Source organism: Enterobacter sp. CCUG 70166, assembly GCF_020224095.1.
Lineage (GTDB): Bacteria > Pseudomonadota > Gammaproteobacteria > Enterobacterales > Enterobacteriaceae > Enterobacter > Enterobacter intestinihominis.
Genome location: NZ_NRIQ01000049.1, coordinates 1 through 23,347, shown reverse-complemented (window position 1 = coordinate 23,347; position 23,347 = coordinate 1). Strand labels below are relative to the sequence as shown.

Sequence of the window (23,347 nt, the reverse complement as noted above, 5' to 3'; positions counted from 1 at the left end):
ATGGCATTCTCAAATGGTGATGCAAAAAAAGAAATTGCTGAGATTATCTCAGGGATTAGTAGTGATGAACGTCCAGTTTCATCGCCCAAGAAGGCTTTCCAGATTGTAGCTATATACCCTGTTATTATGATCCTCACAGCCATTCTGATGTGGTTTGCTTATTATGTCAGCCTGATTCAGGCTGGAGATAATAGCGGGCTAGGCTGGAAGTTCTATCTTGAAGCAGCACAGCTCGTTTTAGGGTATGGAGGATGGATATCTATCGGGGTGACAGCTGTTGCCGCAATATTCTTCATGCTCATAAATTATTCTACTGTTCTGGTATATCTATCTATACCTGAAGATATCAGGAATCGTTCGACATTAATCACTTCCTTAAGGTCCACAGTTAAGAGAATAGCCTTGTACCTATGGGGTAGCGCCACCTTGTTATCTCTCGTAGGGATGATAACTAATTGGGGGATTTTACTGGCAGGGAGTATTCCAGCAGTTTTATTCATTTCAATATTTGTTACTAATGGATATCTTGGAATACAGAGCACTCGTTACGGCCTGGGGCCATTGATGTCAACGGCCAGTAAGATGATGAGTAGATAGAAATGGTCAATATTCTATCTTAAGTAAAATTTAACCTCTGATGAAAATACAGTCCCGGAACTTCATACGTTGCCGGGATTTTTATACCCTCTCGCTGTAAATTAACCTTCAAATCAGCCGATAACGTCTCTGTTAGTTATATCTCGCTAACGGGGACGTTTTTCTATGCACAGGAAGAATTCATGAAATTAAAACAATTAGCCGTTGTAGGTCTGATCGCTTCTACTCTTGCACTGTCAGGTTGTGGTGCCATGTCCACTGCGGTGAAGAAGCGTAATCTCGATGTCAAAACTCAGATGAGTGAAACCATCTGGCTGGAGCCATCATCAGAGAAAACGGTTTATCTTCAGATCCGTAATACCTCTGACAAGGACATGTCTGGTCTGCAGGCACAAATTACAAATGAACTGGCCGCCAAAGGCTACCGCGTCACCAGTTCTCCGGACGCCGCCTACTACTGGATTCAGGCGAACGTACTGAAAGCCGAAAAAATGGATCTGCGTGATGCACAGGGCTTCCTCAAGACCGGGTACGAAGGTGCGGCAATGGGAGCGGCACTGGGCGCGGGTATTACGGCGTATAACTCATCTTCAGCTGGCGCAACGCTGGGTGTAGGGCTGGCCAGTGGCCTGATTGGTATGGCTGCAGATGCAATGGTTGAAGACGTGAACTACACGATGGTGACCGATCTGCAAATTTCCGAGCGCAGCAAGGCGACCGTCACGACTGATAATATCGCTGCACTGAAGCAGGGGACCTCAGGCGTCAAGCTACAGACCAGCTCAGAACAGGGCAACCGCGCTAAATACCAGACCCGTGTGGTATCCAATGCCAACAAGGTAAACCTCAAGTTCGAAGAGGCGAAACCTGTCCTGGAAGCTCAGCTGGCCAAATCCATCGCCGGCATCATGTAATACCCTGCGGCTGTGGCGACCGTCACAGCCTGTTCCCCTCAGACTGATATTCACCGTGTTCTTCCCGGAGCCGGGTGCGTCAGTGCTTTCTGTCAGTTACCAGTAATTACGCTTCCTCGCATGGCTGCGCCAGGCGCAGCCCTGTCTGCGGCGAGCGTTGCGTCCTTAATTTCAAAGGAGTTCGTCCATCATGATGCATCAGATAAATGAACGTGCAGATTACTCAGCTGAATTCTGGTCGCTTATCCATCTGGAAAGCGAGCTGATGGCAGCAAGGGCCTGGATGAATGTATTCGGTTCACTTCCTGAGGGGCAGGGTATGACCATTGTTGCTTTCTGGGCTGGCTATGAATTTACCCTTTATGATCTGGAGCCCCGGGAGTGGCATTCACCGGTTTATAAGGATGTGGCCTCGTCAGTCCGTTCTGTGGCTGCATACATTAATAAACAGGACTGGGAGGACGGATGTCAGCAGGCCAGGTATGAACTGAGTCAGATGGAATAACCTGACGATTAACCCCCACGCGGTACCACATTTTTTCATCCCCCTTTTCAACGTTTCTTCTCTGATAACACACATCACCGCACAGGTGATGCGATAACGGCCGGACAAAACTCTATGAGCTTCGCAGGAAAAAACCTCACCCAGGGCGGTCAGATGACCGCCTACCGCTGGCGCATGTTCATTCAGGTGAACAACTGGATAGGATTCTGGATCTTCATCCTGTTCGCCGTACTGACTACCGCCATCTTTCTCTGGCGAATCCCTCAGGAAGCCCTGGATAACGGTTCACTGTGGTGGTTCGCCAGTATCAACAGCAGCTTTATTGACCTTATGCCGGCATCGGGAACGCCAAAAATCTACGACGTTCACTACTGGTATGCGCCGACCGCGACGGCAATGGTGCTGAAAATGACTTTGCCGCAGATTTATACCGACCCGTACATGCAGGCGATGGGCGACCAGTGTCTGCGCGAGCTGCAATGGGCGGCTGGCGCCAGCGGGCTGTTCAGTATGGTGGTGTTTATCGCCGTGACCTGGTTTATCGCGAATATCGGCCGAAAGGAGAGCGAGGACGAATATCTCTCCGGCATGCAGCTGACCGACAAGCCAGCGGAAGTGAATAAATTACTGCGCAAAAACGGTGAGATCTCTGATCTGCGCGTAGGCGACCTGCATATGGTCAGGATGGCGGAGGTTCTCAATTTCCTGATGCATGGCACTATCGGGGTGGGTAAATCGACCCTCATCCGCTGGCTTCTTGACTTCATCCGCAAACGCGGTGACCGGGCCATTATTTACGACTCCGGCTGTACCTTCACCGAAACCCACTATAACCCTGACACTGATTTTATTCTCTGCGCCCATGACGAGCGCTGTGCAAACTGGCAAATGTGGGGCGAGTGTGTCGACGCGGTCGACTATGACAACCTGGCCGCCAGCCTTATCCCTGTTGAAGGGGATTCCGATCCGTTCTGGGTATCCAGCTCGCGCACCATCTTTGCCGACCTTGCGATACGCATGTCTGTTGACCCGGAACGCAGCATAGAGAAGTTCCTCAAAACCCTGCTTTCTCTCAGCATGAAAAGCCTGCGTGGCTATCTGGCCAACACGCCGTCGGCCAACCTGGTTGAGGAGAAAATCGAGAAAACGGCCATTTCCATTCGCTCAGTGGTGACCAACTACGCCAAAGCCCTTCGCTATCTGCAGGGGCTGGATGACGGGACGAAGCCTCCGTTCACCATCCGTGAGTGGATGACACAGGAGCGATATGACAACAGCTGGCTGTTCATATCGACCCAGGCCCGTCACCGCAAGAGCGTGCGGCCGCTTATCTCACTCTGGGTATCTCTGGCCACGCTGATGCTGCAGAGCATGGGGGAGAACAGCGACCGCCGCGTGTGGTTCATTATCGATGAAGCCCCCAGCCTGCAGCGCATCCCCGAGCTGGCCGAAACGCTTGCCGAGGCGCGTAAATTTGGCGGTTGTTTCGTGCTGGGCATGCAGAACATGGCGCAGCTGGTTCACGTCTACGGCCGCGAGCTGGCCAGAAGCATCTTTGACCTGATGAACACCCGTATGTACGGCCGTTCGCCGAGCGCCGAGATGGCCAAAGTGGTGGAAGAGGAGCTGGGCAACCAGCGTAAGCGCAAAATCCGCGAGCAGAACAGCTACGGTCTGGACCAGGTGCGTGACGGCGTATCTCTCGGTAAAGACGAGGTCAATAACCCGATTGTCGACTACGAGCAGATCATGCGTCTGCCAAACCTCAACTTTTATGTGCGCCTCCCGGGTGAGTATCCGGTCGTCCGTCTGAAGCTGAAATATCGTGCGCCGAAGAAGCGGCAGGCAGGCCTTCTCGAGCGCAACATCCGTGATGCACTCAGTCCGGAGCTGGAGAAGGTTATTCAGGAGAACGAGCGCGCAGCGGCTGCTGCAGGTCTGACGTTCCCGACCGGCGATGAAGTGCTGGAGAAGGGGAGCGAGGCAACATCTGCAGACGACAGTCCAGCTCCAATTTCTTCTGCAGGCGCATCCGGCTCGCCGGCAACACCGGCCGTCGAAAAAGTGGCTCGTACCCGAATGGAAGAACCGAAGCCTTTGCGCAGCGCTGCACCTGAGCAGAAGTCGGTACCTGCCAGGGAGCCCGTCACATCGCGAACAGCGCCAGTGGTTGCGGAAGTCGTAACTCAAAATCACAGCATGGTGACAGACCCTGTCACCGAAGACAAAAAAGACAACGTCGTTTCACTTCGTATTATCGGGCTGGCTAAAAGTACCGCTGGCGCACCGGACAAAGCACCGGCCGTATCCGATGTATCCGGTAGCGAATCTGCGGCTGGCTCCGTACAACCGATGCCGGATGCCCTCAAAGCCCTCCGAAACCGTCACCACATAACTGAAGCGCCAGTCGCGTCACCCCTGAGCATGCTGCACAGGGCGCGTCAGCGCCCTGCCACTTCAGAAGGCGATCAGCAGACAGAGGAAAACGGCGGCGAGTCCATGAACCTCGACATGAAGGTAACGGCACTGCCTGACGGCGGCATGAGTCTGACGACGGCTGGGAAGTCAGTGACACCGCAATCCCCGGATGAAGCCCACAACACCCACCGGCAGCTGGCGCAGGAAGAAGAGAACATTTTACTTCACCGTCACGCGGACGACCCGGGTTACGACGAAAACGACCATCACTATTACGAGAGAGAGCATGACCTATGATGTCAGTCGCCCCAGTAGCGTCAGCCGGTGAGGCTGCAGGCTACTACAGCAATTCCGATAACTACTATTTTCTGGGCAGCCTGCAGAGCCTCTGGATGGGGGAAGGTGCAAAAGAGCTGGGCCTTGAGGGCAATGTTCGTGGCGATGATCTGACGGCCGTGCTCGAGGGGCGTCTTCCGGACGGATCACGGCTTGGCAAGGTGGTTAACGGACAGCACGTCCATCGCCCCGGCCACGACCTGACCTTTTCCGCGCCCAAGAGCGTGTCCATTCTTGCACTCATCGGTAACGATAAAGAAATGGTGGAAGCACATAACCATGCCGTCCGCGTGGCGGCCGGCTATGTGGAGAAGCTCATCTCGGCCCGCGACACGAAAGACGGCGTCACGTCCATCGTACACACCGGCAAGATGGTGGCCGCTGCCTATACGCATGATACCTCGCGCAATCTTGACCCGCAGCTGCACACCCATCTGCTCATTGCCAACATGACGGAGTATGCGGGCAAATGGAAAGCCCTGGCCACGGACTATATCCATAACGCCGGCTTTATCGAGACCGTCATGAAGCACCAGGTCACGCTCGGGAAAATCTATCGCAGCGCGCTGCGCGAGCGGGTTGAAGCGCTCGGCCATGAAGTGGAAGAAGTAGGCAAGCATGGCATGTGGGAGATCAAGGGCGTTCCTGAAGAGGTCAGGGAGGAATATTCCTCCCGGGGCCGGGAAATTCAGGGGGCCGTGGGGGCTGAAGCCACGCTGCGCAGCCGGGATGTGGCCGCGAAAGACACCCGAAGGGCGAAAGTCGACCCGTCACGTATGCGCCTGATGGAGCGCTGGCTGGGTCAGATGAAGGAAAAGGGATTTGATCTGAAAGCGTATCAGGAGAGCGTCGTTCCGCGTGATGCAGCTCTTCGTGAGGCACCGCCTCAGCCGGAGCGGGATCATCAGGCGATGCCTGTTCGTACCGGGCCTGAACAGGATTACCCCCGGACGTCGTCCAGTGCAGAAAATAGCGTCGATACACCTGCTCAACCCGCAGAACGGGAGAGCCAGTCCCGTCAGGCTGTGGCACAGATGGCTGACACACTGCGTCAGACGGTACAGACCGGCCCCAAAAAGACGCCAGCGGCCAGGAACTTTCCTGCAGCGCAGCGGGACACCGAAATACCCCGCCCGGAACTGACTGAGGCTGTCCGGCTGGCCATCTCGCAGCTCAGCGACAGTAAAACTCGCTTCACCTTTGGCGAGCTGATGATGACCACCGCTGAGCTGAGCGAGCAGCTGCCGGAGATTCAGGAAATTCGTGTGGCCATCGATGCGGCGCTGAAGGACGGCATGATTGTGCCGCTGGACAGTGAGAAAGGGGTCTTCACCTCCCGTATTCACCTGCTGGATGAACTCTCGATCCAGGCGCTGAGTCAGGAACATCTCAAATCCACAAAAGTCGTCAGTTTCACCCGCCCGGCGCAGTACGCGCCGGCGGCGCTGGAAGTGGTGGAGAAAGACGCCCTGGTTCTGATGAATGCCCCGTCAGGCGTGGCGGGTATCCGTGACCTGACCGCGCAGCTGGCCGGTATTGCCGGCGCGAACGGTCGTGACGTGCAGGTGCTGGCCAGCTCTGCCGAGCGCGCCATTTCGCTGGCGAAATCCGACGTTTTGCGGGAGCGGATCATCAGCCGTCAGCATGTTCTGAGCGGTGATTTCCACCTGAAACCCCAGAGCACGCTGATTATCGAAGGGGCAGAGCGTCTGGGATTAAAGGAGACGCTGGTACTGCTGGGCGAAGCGCGCGCGCAGGACGCACAGCTGGTCTTTCTCGACAGTGCCGGGCGTCAGGCGAATGGTAATGCCATGTCCGTGCTGGAGTCCGCGGGGGTTGCCCGCTCCCGCCGCACTGAGCCGGCGCCCGGGCTGGAGGCCGAAGTGGTCAGTATTCCGAACAAACGCGACCGTTACGAGGCGCTGGCCAACCGGTTTGCAGAGCTGAGCGGAGGCAGTGAAAACGTCACCGCCGTTGTGGTCGGCAGGCGTGAACAGGCACAGCTGACGGGCCTGGTACGTGAGGCGCTGCAGAACGCAGGACAGCTGGGGCGCGACGGCGTGGAGATAGAGGCCCGGCAGCCGGTCTGGCTCGACAGCAAAACGCGCCGCATGCCCGGTTCATATCGTCCCGGGATGGTACTTGAAGATCGCACGGACGCAAAAGCGCGTAAGTCGTATGTGATTGACCGGGTGCATGAGGACACGCGAGTCCTCTCGCTCATCGACGGGGACGGCGTGCTGACCCGGATGAAAATCGGGGATATCAGCGCTGACTGGCGTCTCTTCAGCCGCGAAACCCTCAGCGTGGCCACCGGCGAAAAACTGCTGGCCGTGGCGGGGGATCGTGAGCACAGCCTGAAGGCAAAAGACCGTCTTGAGGTGACCGGGATAAGTGAAAAGGGGATTGAGGTGAAACGGGGGGAAGAGACCCTGACGCTGCCAAAAGACCAGCCGCTCTACCTGTCGCATGCCTACGTGACCGCGCCGGGCGGCCGGGATAACGACACCGGTGTGGTGCTGGCCGCGCTGAACAGTCGCGACATCTCATCCCAGACCATGAACTCGCTGGCGCAGAGTGGTCACCGGGCGGAAGTGTTCACCGCCGAAGTGCAGGATCGGGCAGAAGCCCGGCTGCAGCGCATGAAGACCAGTGCCTCTCCCGTGCAGCTGGTCAGAAGTCTGAGTGGCCACGATGACGTCAGCCAGGCGGTTGACTCGCTGCATGACAGCGTCCGGACGGACGCCGGACTGGCCGTCTGGCGTGCCATCAATGACCAGCGCACTGTGGTGTTCAGCGAACTTAAGCTGGCGACGGAGGCGCAGAAATATCATCCCGACCTTGAAGCTATCGGGAATGAAATTGGCGCGATGATTAAAAATGGCGAGCTGTTGTCCGTATCCGCAGGGGGAGAGCCGGTACTGGTTTCCCGGTCCACATGGGAGATGGAGAAAGCCATTCTGCGTGTGGTGGAGGAAGGGAAAGGTACGCAGCAGCCCTTGCTGGAACAGGTACCGGAGGCCGTGCTGAACGGACTCACCGATGGCCAGAAAAAGGCGACCACCCTGGTGCTGGGCACCACGGATCAGTTTATCGGGATTCAGGGCTATGCCGGCGTGGGGAAAACCACGCAGCTGAAGGCGGTGATATCTGCACTAGAGACCCTGCCGGCAGACGATCGTCCGGTGATGACGGGGCTTGCTCCAACGCACCAGGCGGTGAAAGAAATGAGCGACGTCGGTGTCCGGGCGCAGACCATCAAATCCTTTATCGTTGAACATGACCAGGCGACGGCCGCAGGTGGTAAACCCGACTATAAAGGACAGGTGTTTCTTATCGATGAGTCCTCAATGGCAGGCAACCAGGATACGGCGGCCCTGTTCCAGGCCATTGCCAGCGGCGGCGGTCGCGCGGTCTCGATGGGGGACATCGACCAGTTTGAATCGGTCGACGTGGGCGCGCCGTTTAAGCTGATGCAGGAGCGCAGCCCGATGGATGTGGCCATCATGAAGCAAATCGTCCGCCAGAAAGACCTGCAGCTGCGCGGTGCCGTTCACGACATCATTGATAACCGGATCGATGCGGCCCTGCAGCGCATTGAAACCCAGCCGGCTGACCGTGTGGCGCGTAGCGCTTCAGCCTCGCTCCCGGGAAGTGCCATTCAGGAAACGGAGACGCCTGTTAACGACATCGTGGCTGACTGGACGGACCGGACGCCGGAGGCGCGGTCCCGTACCCTCATTATCACCCAGCTGAACGCCGACCGTCGTGCGGTAAATGCCGGCATTCATGCTGTGCTGGCTGCCCGGGGAGAGCTGGGGGAGAAGGCCATTACGGTGCCGGTGCTCGATAAAATCACCCACACCCGTCATGAGTTCAATAAAACCGATGCCTGGGAAGCCGGGATGGTGGTTAAACGCGGCGATCGCTACCAGGACGTGCTGGCCGTTGACCGCAACGGCAGTACGGTCACGGTACGCGATGAGGAGGGGAAGATTGGACTGTATTCCCCGAAGGAACTCATCACCGGCGACGTGCAGCTGTTTCGCCGCAGCGAGAGGGAAGTCCGTGCCGGCGATCTGCTGAAGTTCACGGCGACAGATAAGGAGCAGGGACAGATGGCCAGCCAGCGCTATACGGTCGAGTCGGTCAGCGAAACGGGCAATATTCGCCTGAAGGGGGAAAACGGCCGCATTACCATCAATCCTCAGGCGGTCAGGGCGCAGCAGCATATTGACTACGGCTGGGCTGTCACCGGGTACGGTGCTCAGGGGGCCAGTAGCGATTATGTCATTGCGCTTGAGGGCACGGAAGGCGGGCGTAAGGCACTTGCCTCCCGTCGTGCCTTCTACATCTCGGCCTCGCGCGTGAAAGAGCACGTCCAGATTTATACCGACGGGAAAGCGGACTGGGTTAAGGCGGTAAAAACGCCGGAGCGGGATATCAAAACGGCGCACGATGCGCTGGCGCCAGAAACGCAGCGCAAACAGGCGAAAGCCATCTGGGCAATGGGACAGCCGGTGAATAAAACGGCCATTGGCCGCGCCTGGGTGCGCCATCAGGGCATGCAGGATGCGTCACTGACGGCAAAAATCATCCCGGCCACCCGGCGCTTTCCCGAACCGGCGCTGGCGCTGCCGGTGTATGACAACAACGGCCGGAGTGCGGGCCTGGCCCTGGTTTCCCTGGTTGCCAGCCCGGAAGGGCGGATGACACAGGGGGAGACCCGGATGGTCATGACAGAACGTGCCCGTGGTGCGGTACTGCAGCGAAGCCAGTCAGGCAACACGATTGTGGCCAGTGACCTGGCGGCCGCGCTTGATGCAGTACGACATCACCCGAAGGACGGCGTGGTCTGGCAGACCGGCGATGAGCCACCATCAGCACATCTGCTGAAAGTCAGCGGAGGTATCGTTACGGAGGCCGCATCAGAACACAAACTGATCCGTGACCAGGAGGAAACCACACGACAGACGGAACAAGACATGCTTAACAAAGCCGCTAAAGCGGAAAAAGAAAAGAGTGAGACTCGGGAGCGTATTGTTGTGCCGGTGGAGGACGCGGTGCGTATTACGCCCGGGATGCTCGAGGTTGACGACCGGAATGAGCCGATGATTCCTGACGGAAAAGTGCTCATTCAGGTTGCCAGCTCGGACAGCGTTAGCCACGATGAGATTGGCCGTCATATCAGGGCAGAAAAGGAACCATTGGCCAGCAAAGTCGCTTCGGAACGTGCGGGAGTCAGCCGCATTGTGAATGAGCTGGCCAATACCGAGCGGGATATTATCCGGCAACCCGAAAATAGCGAGCGCGGCCGCATGCCGGAGCGAGAAGAACAGACCCTCACCCGAACCATTCAGAAAGAACGTTAATCTCCCTTTTAACCATGAGACTCAGACGATGAAAGTACACAAATTAGCGGCATTAATAGTTACAACATACATAGGTTTTATCGCAACGGCACACGCTTCGGCCCCGCAGCCGGTCTTCAGCCCGGAGCAGGAGGCCCGTATTGGCGAAATCGCAGCAGACTACCTGGTGTCCCATCCGGAGATACTGGTGACGGTCAGTCATAAGCTGCAGGAACAGCAGGAGGCACGTAAGCAGAAGATGTTTGCACTCAGCGTGATGGAGAATCAGGCGAACCTTCTGCATGATCCGGATACTCCGGTTTACGGTCCTGATAATGCAAAGGTCGCGGTGATTGAATTCTTTGATTACCAGTGCGTGTTCTGCAGCCGCTTCGCGCCGGAGCTGGAGAAGGTCATGAAAGCGCAGCCGGACGTCCGCTACCTCTTTAAGGAGTGGCCAATTTTTGGTGGTCGCTGGGAAGCCTCACTGCAGGCAGCGCAGCAGGGGCTGACCGTCTGGCAAAAGAAAGGGCCACAGGCCTATGTCACCTATCACAATGCCATCTACGCCACCGGCCATAATGAAGGCAAACTGACGGAGGAGGATATTCACGGGGCAGCGTCAAAGGCGGGGCTGACCACTCCAGCTCCTGGCGACCATACCGCGTCCCTTGAGAAAAACAGTAACCTGGCAGAGGCGCTGGGACTCACCGGAACGCCGGGGATCATCGTCATGCCCGTTAGCGGGGCGACTCCTGACACCATCACGGTTTTCCCGGAAGCCGTTACCGCTGAAAGACTCCAGGAAGCAATCCGGAAAGCCACCAGGGTGAAATGATCCTCAGTCCGAAGAACGTCTCCCGCCAGAGACTGTTTTTCATGTTCCGCGCGTAATTGCCATCTTCACGTTCCGTTCTCCTGCGCTTCCTCGATCAGGCCTGCTGGCCTGATACTGCGGCGAGCGCTGCCGGTTATAGTCCCTAAAGGACAATTAGCATGCAAACTACGGATGGTTATCTGGTCGAACATCTGGAAAAATTACTGACGAGAAGGTAGTATTCGGATCGTCAGCGATCGTCTTGTGGTGGGACAGATTGTTGATTCAGATTACTTTTGTGACCTAACTCAAACTGACGGTTTGACTGCTTTGTGGTGAGGCAGGCGGGTGACAGAAGATGGTTTTACGGAAGAAATGCGGACTTCCGGAAACAAACAGGGACAGGACGTGTCCGTTAAAACGTTCAGGAGCAGGTGACGGGATATTTCCCAGAGCCTGAATGCACAAACCCCCCGATAACTGTCATCAACTTGGCGGAAGAAGCAGGTATCAGGGGGTCCAAAAGCAGGCGCGTTGCCTGTGAAGGATTATAACGCATGCACCATAGAAAACAACACCCGGCCGCCATAAGAACAGGCCGCCGTGAATGACAAACAGATTTCTGTTCACTGGTCAGATCTACCGAAAGATGAGCTAACCCGCTTCTGGCAGGATGTCGATGCCGGCACTCAGGGTAATTTCCTCATTGCGCCGGTCAAAAAACTGACCCGCCGCAAACGCGGTGAGCATTCCACAAAAGCCAAATGTGAGAACCCGGCCTGGTATCGCCCGGAGCATTATAAAAAGCTCTCCGGGCAGCTCGGTCATGCCTACAATCGCCTGGTGAAAAAAGACAAGGAAACCGGGCAGGTTAGCCTGCGCATGCATGTTTCTCGTCACCCTCTCTATGTCGCCGGCCGCCGTAAAGCGGGCCGTAAATATGGCTTCCGTCCGGAACGTCAGCGCCTGCTCGATGCACTCTGGCCAGTGCTCATCAGCTTCTGTGATGCCGGCAAGCATACCGTTGGCATGTGTATCACCCGTCTTGCAAAAGAACTCAGTGCAAAGGACGCAAAAGGCAATGTCATTCCTGAAACGGAGGTGACGGTGTCACGCCTTTCACGGCTTATTGAGGAACAGGTACGGTTTGGCGTTCTGGGCCTTGCGGAAGAACGCAGCTGGGATCGTGAATCCCGCTCCTGGCTGCCAACGTATGTTTATATCACCCCCGTGGGATTCCAGATGCTGGGCGTCGATATGGACAAGCTGTTTAAAGAGCAGGAGAAGAAGCTACGCCAGAGCGCCGAGCGTGAGCAGCTGATCCGGGAAGGGGTGATGAGCGAACATGATGATGTTCAGCCCCACTCTGCGCGGAAATGCTGGTCTGGCCGTAAGCGCCGGGAGGCACTCGTTTACCGTCGCAAAAAAGGCGCGGAGCGTAAACGTGCCAACAACCTGATTAAGCTGCCGGCAGATGAACGACTCCATGCAATGTCTGGGGTCGTCTCAGAAAACGGAAAATAAAGCACGCTAAGCGTGCGTGGAGGCTGGCACCCAGCGGTACAGCGTCGGAATGGACACGCCGAGGTTCTTGGCCACGTCCTTGGGCGGCACCCCGCTGGCCAGCAGCTTCTTGGCCGACTCGATCTTGCTGTCGGTCATCTTCGGCTTGCGGCCGCCTTTGCGGCCGAGCTGCTTGGCGACTTCCAGCCCGGCGCGGGTGCGCTCGACGGTCAGCTCGCGCTCCATTTCGGCAAGGCTCGCCATGACGTGGAAGAAGAACCGCCCGGATGGTGTGCCGGTGTCGATGGAGTCGGTGAGGCTCCTGAACTGGACACCGTGCTTGTGCAGATCGCCGACCAGATCGACCAGTTGCTTGACCGACCGGCCCAGCCGGTCGAGCTTCCAGACGACCAAAGTATCGCCTTCGCGCAGCATTTCGAGCGTCTTGGCCAAGCCAGGCCGGTCTGCCCGCGTGCCACTCACCTTGTCCTCGAAGACCTTTTTACATCCGGCCTTGCTCAAGGCTTCGCGTTGCAGCTCCAGGTTCTGATCCTGCGTCGAGACGCGCGCATAGCCAATCAACATGGCTTGTCTCGCGCCCGGTCGATGCGTTCCTGCATCGCCTGCATCACTTCTTCGTGGGTGTACGATCTGGCGTTGGCGTCGGTGGCTTGCCGCAGGGCTTCCTCAACCTCGCGCGTCATCCGCTCGTAATCCTCCGGCCACAGCGCTTGCTCCATGCGCAGCGACGCCTGACCCAGCAGGTGCAGCAGGCTGAACAGCCGCATGTCGTTGGTGGCGACGATGCGCTCCCGAATCTGCTCCTGAATAGCTTCGCTAGCCCGATGCGCTTGTGGTGTGGCAGTCCCCTCGTAGTCAGCGGGGAATTCCGCTTCCTCGGCAATCCTTGCCCAGGCGCTGGCCAGCGCCTCGATGGTTGACGTGCTCATTTCCGCCGCTCCTGTGCTCTTTGGCGAATCAACCGGCCAAGGGGCCTCGACGCGAAAACCAGCAGCATCACGCCTATCGGATACCAGGTCGAGAAGACCACCAAGGCATCGAAGGCTGGCCGTCCGGTGTTGGTAGGCAGTACGGCGGTCACAGCCATCAACCCGCCGACCGTCCAGATGATGCGCCACACGTAGGGCATCACGCGGGGCACGTAGCCGTCATCGAAAGCGGTCTGGTAGTAGCGGCGCAGGCCGCGCTCGGCAAGCGCCTGGCGCTGCCGCTCCGACAGCGCATCCGTCCGGCCATACCAGCGCCGGAATGGTGGACAGCGCAGCAGCAAAGGGGTGAAGAGGATCATCACCGCCACGATCGCGACACCCCACGCCATGACGGCGCCGGCATCGGGCCGCTTGGCGTTCTCGATCACGGGCGCGAAGACGCCCGGAGCACCGATCATCCAGAACAGCGCAATGTGCTGATGGAAGGAGAGCTTCATTTGCTCATCCACTTGCGCAGCAGGCGCTTTTTCAGGGAGGCGCGTTCTTGCGGGTTGCGTCCCTTGTGATTGGCGATGCGATCCGCCGTGGCGGCCTGGCGCTTGACGGGCCAGTAGGAGCGGCCATCCTTGCCCATCGACCAGACGCTGCTGGCCTGGTTTTCCAGCAGGGGCAGATGGGCGCTCAGGGCTTCGGGCGACGCGCTGGTCAGCGCCGTGCGCTCACGGGTGCGCCAGCGCTGATGCCAGAGCTTCTTGTCCTCGCGCTCGCTGCCGCAGGTCGTGTGCCCGACGATGGGTGTTTTGCGGCGGCTGCGGCTCATAACGTAGTGGTCTCCAAGAACATTCAGGACTGATCCCAGGCGTCGATGGTCAAGACCTGATCGGCAGGACAGGCGGCTACGCGGTCGGGAACTGGATGGTGTTCAGTCTCATGCCGACCCCATTCGATTGATCGCGTCGCTTGCGGCACGCTGCGACGCAAGGAGGTTTGCGACCTGGTTTAGCAGCCGTGTCCGCTGCATGTCTGTTACCTATCTCCCCGACCGCTCATTGGACCAACTCCAGAGATTGGGCTCTATCGCTCAGCCAATACGAAACCGGCATTGGCTGATGCCACAACCGAGACGAACACAAATGGCTCGGTACCTGTATTTCGCGCCCCGTGCACTTGGCCCGGTCTTGCCACGGCTATCTCACCTTCCCTGAGGGCACGAACAATCCCATTGCCCTGAAAGTAATCAGCCATTCCCGACAAAACAGTCCACGTGTCTTGGCCGTGAGGATGAATGTGAGCCGCAATTTCCTGCCCGGGATGGACATGCCAAACCACGATAATTGAGTCTCGGGTTTCAAGCACAACGGAACGAATAGGCTCGCCTTCGGACGGCTGAACATACTCGGCTACAGAAAATATTCTCGATTCAACAGTCATCGGTGATCCCTCTTTCACAGTGCCCCCAGACAGGCTGGATATGAGTTCTAACTCGAATTTGAACGGGAGGCTGGTCGTGCGGTCGTGCAGTTGCCGATGAGCGTGTCGGCTGCTGCCTCCTTGCCCACCAGCGAACCAGACGGTCGCATGCGCATCCTTTCTTATCGAAACTCGTTGAGATGATATGCAATCAAGAATAGAATTTCAAGAACTATTTTCGAGAATCGCAATGCCTTGATTCCCGTGCCGCGCCGGTTGCCTTGGCGGGCTTGTCACAAACCTACGTTTTCAAGAAGAAGGAAACCGCATGCCCCGCCGTTCGATCCTCTCCGCCGCCGAGCGCGAAAGCCTGCTGGCGTTGCCGGACACCAAGGATGAGTTGATCCGTCACTACACGTTCAGCGAAAGCGACCTCTCCATCATCCGGCAGCGGCGCGGCCCGGCCAATCGGCTGGGCTTCGCGGTGCAGCTCTGCTACCTGCGCTTTCCCGGCGTCATCCTTGGCGCTGATGAGCCACCGTTCCCGCCATTGCTGAGACTGGTCGCCAACCAGCTCAAGGTCGGCATCGAAAGCTGGGACGAGTACGGGCAGCGTGAGCAGACCCGACGCGAGCACCTGGTCGAGCTGCAAACGGTGTTCGGCTTCCAGCCGTTCACGATTGGCCACTACCGGCAGGCTGTCCAGTTGCTGACCGAGCTGGCCATGCAAACCGACAAGGGCATCGTGCTGGCCAGAGCCTTGATCGAGCACCTGCGGCGGCAGTCGGTCATTGTGCCCGCCCTCAACGCCGTCGAGCGGGCGAGCGCCGAAGCGATTACCCGCGCCAACCGGCGTCTCTACGACGCCTTGGCTGAGCCGCTGACGGACGTGCATCGCCGTCGCCTCGACGATCTGCTCAAGCGCCGCGACAACGGCAAGACGACGTGGCTGGCCTGGCTGCGGCAATCCCCGGTCAAACCGAACTCGCGGCACATGCTGGAACACATCGAACGCCTCAAGGCGTGGCAGGCGCTCGACCTGCCCTCCGGCATCGAGCGGCTGGTTCACCAGAACCGGCTGCTCAAGATCGCCCGCGAGGGCGGCCAGATGACGCCCGCCGACCTGGCGAAGTTCGAGCCGCAGCGGCGTTACGCGACCCTGGTGGCGCTCGCCATCGAGGGCATGGCCACCGTCACCGACGAAATCATCGACCTGCATGACCGCATCCTGGGCAAGCTGTTCAATGCCGCCAAGAACAAGCATCAGCAGCAGTTCCAGGCATCCGGCAAGGCGATCAATGCCAAGGTGCGGCTGTTCGGGCGCATCGGCCAGGCGCTGATCGAGGCCAAGCAAGCGGGCCGCGATCCGTTCGCCGCCATCGAGGCCGTCATGTCCTGGGATGCTTTCGCCGAGAGCGTCACCGAAGCGCAGCGGCTCGCGCAACCCGAGGACTTCGATTTCCTGCACCGCATCGGCGAGAGCTACGCCACGCTGCGCCGCTACGCGCCGGAATTTCTCGACGTGCTCAAGTTGCGGGCCGCGCCCGCCGCCAAGGACGTACTCGACGCCATCGAGGTGCTGCGCAGCATGAACAGCGACAACGCCCGCAAGGTGCCCACCGACGCGCCGACCGAGTTCATCAAGCCGCGCTGGCAGAAGCTGGTGATGACCGACACCGGCATCGACCGGCGCTACTACGAACTGTGCGCGCTGTCGGAGCTGAAGAACGCGCTGCGCTCCGGCGACATCTGGGTGCAAGGCTCGCGCCAGTTCAAGGACTTCGAGGACTACCTGGTGCCGCCCGCGAAATTCGCCAGCCTCAAGCAGGCCAGCGAATTGCCGCTGGCCGTGGCCACCGATTGCGACCAGTACCTGCATGACCGGCTGACGCTGCTGGAAACGCAGCTCGCCACCGTCAACCGCATGGCGCTGGCCAACGAGCTGCCGGACGCCATCATCACGGAGTCGGGCCTGAAGATCACGCCGCTCGATGCGGCGGTGCCCGATACCGCACAGGCCCTGATCGACCAGACGGCGATGATCCTACCGCACGTCAAGATCACCGAATTGCTGCTGGAGGTAGACGAATGGACGGGCTTCACCCGGCACTTCGCCCACCTGAAGTCAGGCGACCTGGCCAAGGACAAAAACCTGTTGCTGACCACGATCCTCGCCGACGCGATCAACCTGGGCCTGACCAAGATGGCGGAATCGTGCCCCGGCACGACCTACGCCAAGCTGGCCTGGCTGCAAGCCTGGCACATCCGCGACGAAACCTACGGGGCGGCACTGGCCGAGCTGGTCAACGCGCAGTTCCGACATCCCTTCGCCGAGCATTGGGGCGACGGCACCACGTCATCGTCGGACGGCCAGAACTTCCGCACCGGCAGCAAGGCCGAGAGCACCGGCCACATCAATCCGAAATACGGCAGCAGCCCAGGGCGGACGTTCTACACCCATATCTCCGACCAGTACGCGCCGTTCCACACCAAGGTCGTGAACGTCGGCGTGCGCGACTCGACCTACGTGCTCGACGGCCTGCTGTATCACGAATCCGACCTGCGGATCGAGGAGCACTACACCGACACGGCAGGGTTCACGGACCACGTCTTCGCGTTGATGCACCTGCTGGGCTTCCGCTTCGCCCCGCGCATTCGTGACCTGGGCGACACCAAGCTCTACATCCCGAAGGGCGATGCCACCTACGAGGCGTTGAAACCGATGATCGGCGGCACGCTCAACATCAAGCACGTCCGCGCCCATTGGGATGAAATCCTGCGGATGGCCACCTCGATCAAGCAGGGCACGGCGACGGCCTCGCTGATGCTCAGGAAGCTTGGCAGCTACCCGCGCCAGAACGGCCTGGCCGTCGCCCTGCGTGAGCTGGGACGCATCGAGCGCACACTGTTCATCCTGGACTGGCTGCAAAGCGTCGAGCTGCGCCGCCGCGTGCATGCCGGGCTGAACAAAGGCGAGGCGCGCAACGCGCTGGCCCGCGCCGTGTTCTTCAACCGCCTGGGGGAAATCCGCGACCGCAGCTTCGAGCAGCAGCGCTACCGGGCCAGCGGCCTCAACCTGGTGACGGCGGCCATCGTGCTATGGAACACGGTCTATCTGGAGCGGGCCGCGAACGCCTTGCGTGGCCACGGTCAAGCCGTCGATGACGGCCTGTTGCAGTACCTGTCGCCGCTCGGCTGGGAGCACATCAACCTGACCGGCGATTACCTCTGGCGCAGCAGCGCCAAGATCGGCGCGGGCAAGTTCAGGCCGCTACGGCCGCTGCAACCGGCTTAGCGTGCTTTATTTTCCGTTTTCTGAGACGACCCCTGTCTGAATGGATTTACCGCACGCTGCCGCCTGACGAAGCGTACTGGTGCACATCTGAGCGCCTGAAGGCTCTGGCCATCCAGCATCTTTACCAGCTGGATCTGGCGCTTTATCCACCGGACTAGTCACAAACGACACGACAGTCTTGCTGTTTACAGGCCCCTCACCGGGGCTTTTCGTGCTGGTTTTTTTCGGCCATTCCGCTCATTTTTCACACTTCACTGCTTTCCCTTTCCGTTCACCATGGCGTTTTGCGTGTCGTTATGGCCCGCAGTGGCCACTGGCTCTTTTTTTTACACAGAAATCCGCAAATGAATAAGTGAAGTAACCCGGAAATGAATAAAAGACATTCCGCAAAATAGTCTTACTTCACCTTTTTTATCTCTCTGTTCATTTCATTCCAGAGTGGATCTTTGTCTGCGGCCACTCTGTGGATAACGAATAATGCCTTCGCATGCAGCGGCCTCACGGCCGCGCGCTCAGAAGAAAATAAAAAGTACCTCCCGTCGCAAGCGCCGGGCCCCTTTCTGGCCAGAACCCGGCACCGCATACATACCTGACCCCTGCTATACCGAAGCCGCCCCGGCCCGAAGGGCCGGAACACCCTCGCTTTAAGAGGGATGTTGTAACTAGAGATCAGAGCCGCTGCAGTTTAAGTCGCGGTAAGCTCACTGTACACGCTCGTAAGCGCCTCACGGCGCTAACGCGGAGATACAGCCCGTCAGCGGCCTCTGGCCTCGACGTGCTCACTCCGACCGCGCACATCACAATCAGGCGTGGCGGTTAACGGATATGGCTTTGCAGGGTAAGGGATGGGACAGGCAGAACCTTTCAAACCGCAGCGGCTTACGCCGGTCACGGCGCCCATCAACGTTCTCCCCCTGTCTGGCCTCAGCTGGCGCCTCCATGCCGCGATGCGGCATCAGTGAGTTCTGCAGGACAGCGTGCCCATTTTTTGTTGTCAAAAATCGTTTCGGGAATATGTTTTCAGAAACAGATAAGCGAGGCGATAAAATGGACACGTTGCTTTTACCCGGCCAGAACCCCCGTGCCTGGGCGGAAACCATGATCAACCTGGAGGCCAGGAAACTGGTTAACACGGCCAACACGGTGGCGGCTATGCATCTCCAGGATGGTTTTATCCGGATTCAGTTTGTAGATGAGATCAGGGCATTTATCATGGCCCAGTTTGAAGCCGCACGCCGGGCAAAAACGGATGATGACTGTATGGCCTGCCTGCAGGCATTGCGCGCAGAGAACACCAGTCTGCTTGAACAGTCCCGTTCGCTCAAAACCGGCTATGCAAAACTCTATGCCGAGGTGAAGGTTGTCCGGGACGAGAACAAAATTGTGGGCTACATCATTTCAGCGGTCGACGTCGTGGTGGCCGGTGCGGCCATCTTCGGTGGGATCGTCATGATGTCTTCGATGACGCCGGTGGGCGTGGTGGCCGGCGCGGTGATTGTCGTAAATGGATTCAACACGATTTCACGGGAAGCCGCGCACAACCTCCTCGGCGATAAGCAGACGGAGGGAATTTTCGCTGACGGCTCGATGGAGATCGCTGAATTTCTGGGCTTCAGCCGGCAGCAGGGTCTGGGGACCTATAAGGCAGTCACACTCTTCAGTGAGGTCTACGGCGCGTATGGTCTTCGGCTGAAACCCGAAGCACAACGGCTGTGGTACTGGACCAGGCCCGATTTCTTCAGGAAAGTATCCGGTACGCCACGTCCCGCAATGGCGCTTAAGATTGCGGGATGGGGGGTTAAAGCCAAAGTGGCGCTTGATTTACTGACTATTGAGCCTTCCGGGAAATAGTCTTCTGCAGGCGGAATGCTTTCCAGCCCAGCGCAGGTGGGAAGGTCACCCAGGCGATGATCAGGACAACAAGGGAGCTCATGCCCCCGGAAAGAATGTGTGTCCGGCTGCCGGCAATAAGGGTGACCAGCATTACCAGAACCAGCGCGACGGTGATCCATACCGACACACGGAACCGCCGTGAGAGCGCATCGATGAGATGCTGCATGGTACCTCCGCCTGCTGCAAGCCGGCCCTGTAAATTGTCCACTTCGCTCTTGCTGAAACCTGCCTCAAGCAGCTCTTTCTCACTGATAGCCATCTCGTCCTCCCTAATCGGCGAAAGTATACTGTATCAGACCAATAATCCCCAGGTGACCGGCGTAAGCATAATAAAAGAAATTACGCGGCATGAAACGTTTGCTGCCTTCCGGACAGATTCTCCTGCAGAAGGAAATCACTGCCAGGGGGAATACCAGAGTAGGCAGCGTGGCCAGTAATAATGTTTCTGCGGGCAGGTTCAGGAGATGCGATAACCCGTTTAAACAAATCAGTGACAGTACGGCAGTGATGGCCGCCAGCCGCTGCACTTCGGGCGTATCGCTGCCCGAAACGGTTGCCATACTGATGGCCAGCGTAATTCCAGCCAGTCCGTAGCTTGCCGGATGCAGTGGCCAAATCATGAGGGCCAGGAGCAGATATCCTGCAAGCATTCCTTTCCGGCCGTGCCGGTACTGCAGGGCAATAAGCTGTGTGACGCCGGCAAACACGAACAGAATGTTCAGGGCCCACCAGGGCTGGTGATGCCAGAAGGCCAGGCTGAACACCGGCTGCGTGATGACTGCCCAGATCCACAGACGCCAGGCTCTCTTCTGAAGTCGTTCCGGGGTGCGCTGTGCGTTCATCGCCCATATAAGCGTGAACAGGGGGAAGGCCATCCGGCCAAGCGCATACATCACCGGCCAGGCTGGCGACAGAAACACCGTATTGGTGTGGTCGATAATCATGGCCAGAAGAGCGAGGAGCTTGACCATATCGAGAGCAGCGGGACTGAGCTGTCTGGTGGTCCGGATGTGGGGTAATACGTCGGGTACTGAATGATTCATGCTGTATATTCCCCTGGCGACACGCGGTTAACAGCCACCCCTGAACATAATGCCAGAATGCCCTGCCGGTTTGCGCTGTGACCCTGACCTTGAGTTTCTCCAGAATCTTGCGCACCGCAAATTCTGATTTATCACGCAGCACGCGCATTGCACCTGCCACATCCTTATTCTGAATACAGATATTTAAAATATGAAAATCGTTCATCACACTCCCTTCCTTACTATATATATCGGCAAAGATATTGATATATTTAGATTAAGGAGTGTAATTGCTTATTATTTTACCATATTTTGCAGGGGCAGATGCTTTATAATTATAAAACATGCTGCTGCAAAATAACTTCATATACATCTCAGCCAAAACCCGGTTATACCTGGCTGATATCCGAAGAGGGAGCTGGATGAAGCTTTGCATAATCTTCTCGAAGCGATTTTGCCGCGGGTTTCCAAGCTTTCGCCCACTCATCATCCATTCTTCCTACACCTACAATCTTCAGTGCGACAGCATAGGGAGTGCGCCCTTGCTGCTTTGAAAGCCACAGGATGTGATCATCAATTCTGTCATCAGGTAAATCGTCGATAATGGAATGGATAACATCGAGGTCCTCTGGCAGCCACGGCTTTCCTGTACGGGGAAACACCTGGTCCGGTTCGCGCGGTTTCTTTACCTTCTCGTTTTTAGCGATCTGCCTGGCTTCGTTCTCCGCAGAAACGAGTCGTAGTCGCTCCTTAAGCCCACCCAGTGTGGCAACCGTTTTAATTAAATTTTCTCGCTGTTCGCGAGTAATACTTTGCTCATCGCAGATAAGGTCGTTCAGGGTATCTATGAGTGTATCCACACGATTTTCTGTTAATTTCATTTCCAGCTCTCGCTTAAGGCTATAACTCAGCATTCTATTAGATATCTATCCGATTTCGCATTCCTGTTGATCTCATAAACGAAGTCCATAGTCTCGACCACAAAGCATGGAAGCCTGATGCTAAAATGATATACTGATGTAAGAATAAATCTTACATTAAGAAACGGAGGGGTTATGGCCCGTACGATGACGGTGGACGTGGGTGAAGAGCTGCGCGAATTTATCGATTCTCTGGTTAAAGCCGGTGATTACCGTACACAGAGCGAGGTCATGCGCGACGCGCTGCGGCTGCTCCGTGAAAAGCAGGCTGAATCCCGTCTTCAGGAACTGCGCGATCTGCTGGCCGAAGGGCTAAGCAGCGGCGAGGCGAAACCATGGAACAAGGATGCCTTCCTGAATAATGTCAGGGCCAGGGTGGCAAATGAAAGAGATTGAGCTGACTCCCAAGGCAGAAGAAGATCTGGAAGCTATCTGGAACTACAGCTTCAGACAGTTTGGGGTTGTTCAGGCGGATGCGTATATCGGCCGTATAGCAGCGGTGTTTGATGTGCTGACCATGCATGACATCGGCACGCATCGCGCAGAGCTCGGCGAAGATATCAGCTCGCTGCCGGTGGAACAGCACATGATCTATTTTGTGTCATCACATTCAGTGGTTACGATCATTCGCATTCTCAGCCAGTCTCAGGATACAGCGCGGCATGAACCCTGGATATAGGATATAACCGGGAACGAAAATAATAATTAAAAACAATATGATACTGATATTTTTTTCATGAACTGAATTCTCGCGCAACATAAGTTAAATTTTATTTGATCAGGGCCAATTATGATAATGGTGATGGATGCTTTTAATGACACTTATTAATTACGAAAAAAAACGCTCCCGGCGGGAGCGTAAGCCAGTGACTTCGGCGTCAAATGAGGGTCTGACAAGTGGAGCTGCGGGTTAATTCTGGGTGATCTGGCTGCGATGCTTTTCAGCCTGCTGCTGATGAATCACTGAAGACTGACCATTATTCGCCTTCTCGTGTACAACAGCGGCTTTCTCATGCTCGTTCATTTCGGAAAATGATTTTGCTGTTTCGTTAGAAGCTGCTGGCTTGGATTTCATCATTTTTTTATGCATTTCAGCCATGTCCTGATGGGCAGAAGCGTTGCCGTTTTGCATCATTTCATGGGTCATTGCAGCCTGATCGTGACCGCTCATATCCATCATTGTCATACTGTCTCCCTGAACAGCGCTTTTTTCAGAGGTTGACTGCATCTGATGGGCGGGTGCCTGGGCATTATTTACCTGGTCATGCATGTTCATTGTCTCTGCAGCCATGGCGGATGAAGCGACAGCCATAATGGCAACAAATGATACAAGGATCTTTTTCATGGTTGGGTCTCCGGTGTTTTCATACCCAAACAATCAACGGCTTATAACAGAGAAAGCATTTGATCTCAGGG

General features: G+C 57.0%; 20 protein-coding genes and 1 pseudogene. 12 read left to right on the top strand and 9 right to left on the bottom strand.

Going from position 1 to position 23,347, the window contains the following annotated elements; all coding sequences use genetic code 11:
* The 7 genes from CKK19_RS20585 (at position 1) to repA (ending at position 12,462) form a co-directional block, all read left to right on the top strand.
* The gene (locus tag CKK19_RS20585) at positions 1–597 is read left to right on the top strand and encodes a hypothetical protein (RefSeq protein WP_063854356.1); all 597 of its coding nucleotides are present in this window, start codon (positions 1–3) and stop codon (positions 595–597) included.
* A 182-nt stretch (positions 598–779) separates the two neighbouring features.
* Positions 780–1,511, top strand: a complete 732-nt coding sequence (traT, locus tag CKK19_RS20580) for a conjugal transfer complement resistance protein TraT (protein ID WP_048210006.1) — start codon at positions 780–782, stop codon at positions 1,509–1,511.
* Between the two features lie 190 nt (positions 1,512–1,701).
* Positions 1,702–2,016, top strand: a complete 315-nt coding sequence (locus CKK19_RS20575; RefSeq protein ID WP_047959896.1) for a hypothetical protein — start codon at positions 1,702–1,704, stop codon at positions 2,014–2,016.
* A 114-nt stretch (positions 2,017–2,130) separates the two neighbouring features.
* A complete protein-coding gene (traD, locus tag CKK19_RS20570; protein WP_225455215.1) occupies positions 2,131–4,731 on the top strand; it encodes a type IV conjugative transfer system coupling protein TraD in 2,601 nt (866 codons plus the stop codon).
* A complete protein-coding gene (traI, locus tag CKK19_RS20565; RefSeq protein WP_225455214.1) occupies positions 4,728–10,142 on the top strand; it encodes a conjugative transfer relaxase/helicase TraI in 5,415 nt (1,804 codons plus the stop codon). The genes traD and traI overlap by 4 nt, the downstream gene beginning before the upstream one ends.
* Positions 10,143–10,170: 28 nt before the next feature.
* Positions 10,171–10,959: a DsbA family protein gene (locus CKK19_RS20560; RefSeq protein ID WP_225455213.1), complete on the top strand. Its 789-nt coding sequence runs from the start codon at positions 10,171–10,173 to the stop codon at positions 10,957–10,959.
* Between the two features lie 582 nt (positions 10,960–11,541).
* Positions 11,542–12,462, top strand: coding sequence for a plasmid replication initiator RepA (gene repA, locus CKK19_RS20555; protein WP_225455212.1), 921 nt, complete (start codon positions 11,542–11,544; stop codon positions 12,460–12,462).
* Between the two features lie 6 nt (positions 12,463–12,468).
* Here the strand turns inward: repA and CKK19_RS20550 are convergent, their stop codons facing one another.
* The 5 genes from CKK19_RS20550 to CKK19_RS20530 all read right to left on the bottom strand — a co-directional run bounded on the left by CKK19_RS20550 (position 12,469) and on the right by CKK19_RS20530 (position 14,822).
* On the bottom strand, positions 12,469–13,026 hold the full coding sequence (locus CKK19_RS20550) for a recombinase family protein (protein ID WP_003100847.1): 558 nt from the start codon (positions 13,024–13,026) through the stop codon (positions 12,469–12,471).
* A complete protein-coding gene (locus tag CKK19_RS20545; protein ID WP_003100853.1) occupies positions 13,020–13,391 on the bottom strand; it encodes a hypothetical protein in 372 nt (123 codons plus the stop codon). Before CKK19_RS20545 ends, CKK19_RS20550 begins: the two co-directional genes overlap by 7 nt.
* Positions 13,388–13,888 (bottom strand): hypothetical protein, encoded by a 501-nt coding sequence (locus CKK19_RS20540; protein WP_003100856.1) that lies wholly within the window; start codon positions 13,886–13,888, stop codon positions 13,388–13,390. Before CKK19_RS20540 ends, CKK19_RS20545 begins: the two co-directional genes overlap by 4 nt.
* Entirely contained in the window at positions 13,885–14,211 is a 327-nt protein-coding gene (locus CKK19_RS20535) for a hypothetical protein (protein ID WP_003100858.1), read from the bottom strand. Before CKK19_RS20535 ends, CKK19_RS20540 begins: the two co-directional genes overlap by 4 nt.
* Positions 14,212–14,465: 254 nt before the next feature.
* Complete coding sequence (locus tag CKK19_RS20530) at positions 14,466–14,822, bottom strand: cupin domain-containing protein (RefSeq protein ID WP_003465043.1); 357 nt, start codon at positions 14,820–14,822, stop codon at positions 14,466–14,468.
* 307 nt (positions 14,823–15,129) lie between these two features.
* Between CKK19_RS20530 and CKK19_RS20525 the strand changes: the two genes are divergently transcribed.
* The 3 genes and pseudogenes from CKK19_RS20525 to CKK19_RS20515 all read left to right on the top strand — a co-directional run bounded on the left by CKK19_RS20525 (position 15,130) and on the right by CKK19_RS20515 (position 19,947).
* Positions 15,130–18,096 (top strand): Tn3-like element ISPa38 family transposase, encoded by a 2,967-nt coding sequence (locus CKK19_RS20525; RefSeq protein ID WP_003100881.1) that lies wholly within the window; start codon positions 15,130–15,132, stop codon positions 18,094–18,096.
* Positions 18,097–18,128: 32 nt separating this feature from the next.
* A pseudogene (locus CKK19_RS20520) lies at positions 18,129–18,254 on the top strand (replication initiation protein); the annotation flags it as partial.
* Positions 18,255–19,143: 889 nt separating this feature from the next.
* Positions 19,144–19,947 (top strand): DUF4225 domain-containing protein, encoded by an 804-nt coding sequence (locus CKK19_RS20515; protein ID WP_041163021.1) that lies wholly within the window; start codon positions 19,144–19,146, stop codon positions 19,945–19,947.
* Here the strand turns inward: CKK19_RS20515 and CKK19_RS20510 are convergent.
* The 3 genes from CKK19_RS20510 to CKK19_RS20500 all read right to left on the bottom strand — a co-directional run bounded on the left by CKK19_RS20510 (position 19,925) and on the right by CKK19_RS20500 (position 21,925).
* Positions 19,925–20,248 carry a hypothetical protein gene (locus tag CKK19_RS20510; protein ID WP_014172383.1) on the bottom strand — a complete coding sequence of 108 codons (324 nt, stop codon included), beginning with the start codon at positions 20,246–20,248 and terminating at the stop codon, positions 19,925–19,927. The genes CKK19_RS20515 and CKK19_RS20510 overlap by 23 nt on opposite strands.
* 10 nt (positions 20,249–20,258) lie before the next feature.
* Positions 20,259–21,032: a TraX family protein gene (locus tag CKK19_RS20505; RefSeq protein WP_063854296.1), complete on the bottom strand. Its 774-nt coding sequence runs from the start codon at positions 21,030–21,032 to the stop codon at positions 20,259–20,261.
* A 368-nt stretch (positions 21,033–21,400) separates the two neighbouring features.
* A complete protein-coding gene (locus CKK19_RS20500) occupies positions 21,401–21,925 on the bottom strand; it encodes a hypothetical protein (RefSeq protein ID WP_074174450.1) in 525 nt (174 codons plus the stop codon).
* 141 nt (positions 21,926–22,066) lie between these two features.
* Here CKK19_RS20500 and CKK19_RS20495 point away from each other — a divergent pair, with 141 nt between their 5' ends.
* Complete coding sequence (locus CKK19_RS20495) at positions 22,067–22,327, top strand: type II toxin-antitoxin system ParD family antitoxin (RefSeq protein WP_063854297.1); 261 nt, start codon at positions 22,067–22,069, stop codon at positions 22,325–22,327.
* Complete coding sequence (locus CKK19_RS20490) at positions 22,314–22,610, top strand: type II toxin-antitoxin system RelE/ParE family toxin (RefSeq protein ID WP_063854298.1); 297 nt, start codon at positions 22,314–22,316, stop codon at positions 22,608–22,610. Before CKK19_RS20495 ends, CKK19_RS20490 begins: the two co-directional genes overlap by 14 nt.
* 231 nt (positions 22,611–22,841) lie before the next feature.
* Here the strand turns inward: CKK19_RS20490 and pcoE are convergent, their stop codons facing one another.
* Complete coding sequence (gene pcoE, locus CKK19_RS20485) at positions 22,842–23,276, bottom strand: copper resistance system metallochaperone PcoE (protein ID WP_004152085.1); 435 nt, start codon at positions 23,274–23,276, stop codon at positions 22,842–22,844.
* Positions 23,277–23,347 lie beyond the last annotated feature (71 nt).

Bases quoted from the DNA above. Each gene is read 5' to 3' on its own strand.
- CKK19_RS20545 (WP_003100853.1), bottom strand. From the start codon at position 13,391: ATGAGCACGTCAACCATCGAGGCGCTGGCCAGCGCCTGGGCAAGGATT.
- CKK19_RS20535 (WP_003100858.1), bottom strand. From the start codon at position 14,211: ATGAGCCGCAGCCGCCGCAAAACACCCATCGTCGGGCACACGACCTGC.
- CKK19_RS20500 (WP_074174450.1), bottom strand. From the start codon at position 21,925: ATGCTGAGTTATAGCCTTAAGCGAGAGCTGGAAATGAAATTAACAGAA.
- CKK19_RS20490 (WP_063854298.1), top strand. From the start codon at position 22,314: ATGAAAGAGATTGAGCTGACTCCCAAGGCAGAAGAAGATCTGGAAGCT.
- CKK19_RS20585 (WP_063854356.1), top strand. From the start codon at position 1: ATGGCATTCTCAAATGGTGATGCAAAAAAAGAAATTGCTGAGATTATC.
- traT (WP_048210006.1), top strand. From the start codon at position 780: ATGAAATTAAAACAATTAGCCGTTGTAGGTCTGATCGCTTCTACTCTT.
- traD (WP_225455215.1), top strand. From the start codon at position 2,131: ATGAGCTTCGCAGGAAAAAACCTCACCCAGGGCGGTCAGATGACCGCC.
- CKK19_RS20540 (WP_003100856.1), bottom strand. From the start codon at position 13,888: ATGAAGCTCTCCTTCCATCAGCACATTGCGCTGTTCTGGATGATCGGT.
- pcoE (WP_004152085.1), bottom strand. From the start codon at position 23,276: ATGAAAAAGATCCTTGTATCATTTGTTGCCATTATGGCTGTCGCTTCA.
- CKK19_RS20495 (WP_063854297.1), top strand. From the start codon at position 22,067: ATGGCCCGTACGATGACGGTGGACGTGGGTGAAGAGCTGCGCGAATTT.
- CKK19_RS20525 (WP_003100881.1), top strand. From the start codon at position 15,130: ATGCCCCGCCGTTCGATCCTCTCCGCCGCCGAGCGCGAAAGCCTGCTG.
- CKK19_RS20550 (WP_003100847.1), bottom strand. From the start codon at position 13,026: ATGTTGATTGGCTATGCGCGCGTCTCGACGCAGGATCAGAACCTGGAG.
- CKK19_RS20530 (WP_003465043.1), bottom strand. From the start codon at position 14,822: ATGACTGTTGAATCGAGAATATTTTCTGTAGCCGAGTATGTTCAGCCG.
- CKK19_RS20505 (WP_063854296.1), bottom strand. From the start codon at position 21,032: ATGAATCATTCAGTACCCGACGTATTACCCCACATCCGGACCACCAGA.
- CKK19_RS20515 (WP_041163021.1), top strand. From the start codon at position 19,144: ATGGACACGTTGCTTTTACCCGGCCAGAACCCCCGTGCCTGGGCGGAA.
- CKK19_RS20560 (WP_225455213.1), top strand. From the start codon at position 10,171: ATGAAAGTACACAAATTAGCGGCATTAATAGTTACAACATACATAGGT.
- traI (WP_225455214.1), top strand. From the start codon at position 4,728: ATGATGTCAGTCGCCCCAGTAGCGTCAGCCGGTGAGGCTGCAGGCTAC.
- CKK19_RS20510 (WP_014172383.1), bottom strand. From the start codon at position 20,248: ATGGCTATCAGTGAGAAAGAGCTGCTTGAGGCAGGTTTCAGCAAGAGC.
- CKK19_RS20575 (WP_047959896.1), top strand. From the start codon at position 1,702: ATGATGCATCAGATAAATGAACGTGCAGATTACTCAGCTGAATTCTGG.